General features: G+C 53.6%; 2 protein-coding genes. Both read right to left on the bottom strand.

The window, feature by feature from the left end:
- Positions 1–130: 130 nt before the first annotated feature.
- Positions 131–340, bottom strand: coding sequence for a YgiT-type zinc finger protein (locus G3446_RS27035; RefSeq protein WP_164456732.1), 210 nt, complete (start codon positions 338–340; stop codon positions 131–133).
- 17 nt (positions 341–357) lie between these two features.
- Positions 358–729, bottom strand: a complete 372-nt coding sequence (locus G3446_RS27030; protein ID WP_209262672.1) for a DUF4258 domain-containing protein — start codon at positions 727–729, stop codon at positions 358–360.
- Between the last annotated feature and the right edge of the window lie 126 nt (positions 730–855).

Here is an 855-nt window from a genome sequence, read left to right as displayed (position 1 = left end):
GAGCCCTCGGCCTCGAAAAGCTATTTTCTATACCCCCTGCGTACCTCCTCGATCCCGGGCTTGTCCAACAACCGGTTCAGATCGTCGCTCGCTGCGCTCGGACGATCTAACCTTATTCGTTGGGCTCTCGCTATGCGTACTTGAAGACCGGAGTCTCGATGATTCGATCAGGACGCTTCCCACCTTTGATGAGCCTCTGGATATGTTCGACTGTATCTGGCGAGAAGAACTCATCTCCAGTTTCCTGGCAGACACGAGCCGGAACCTGTTCAACCACGTAGAGCTTGCCCTTGTACTCAAGCGTGTAGGTAACTGTCTTATCGACCATAGTTTCTTTCATGGATATCTCCACATTTTTCAGCTTATCCTGATGCGGTCATCAATCCACTGGTTCGGATCTGGCTCGTAAATCGTGATGACCTTTAGTATCGGACGACTCGGATAGCTGCAAAGCACATGAAGCGCACGCCCCGAACTGGTGTACCCTAGAACGAGGCAGCTCGGACCATACTTGTCATCCGGGTAATCCTCAATGATTTCGATGTTACCCACCAACGCCTCTTCCAATTCGCCCACGCTGATGTCGCGGCGAATACTCTGATCCACCGCGTGTCGAGAGAACTCGTAGCTCCGGGAACGGATCTTTTCTTGGATGGCGGTGATAATCATATCCTGAAGCCACAAGGAATGAGCGGTCAGCGCGAATTTTTGTGCCCAACTATTAAGCATTTATCCATCGGGCGCATGGCTGTGAGCGTGGTCTCGCTCCGACGCTGGCGCGCCCGATGGATAAATGTCTGTTGGACTAATCCGATCCTGGCACGACGCCGCCGACCGCGCGGATGCGGGCATGCC

Source organism: Thiorhodococcus minor (assembly GCF_010820565.1).
GTDB classification, from domain to species: domain Bacteria; phylum Pseudomonadota; class Gammaproteobacteria; order Chromatiales; family Chromatiaceae; genus Thiorhodococcus; species Thiorhodococcus minor.
The sequence above is the reverse complement of the archived record's forward strand: the minus strand, read 5'-3'. Positions and strand labels throughout refer to the sequence as shown.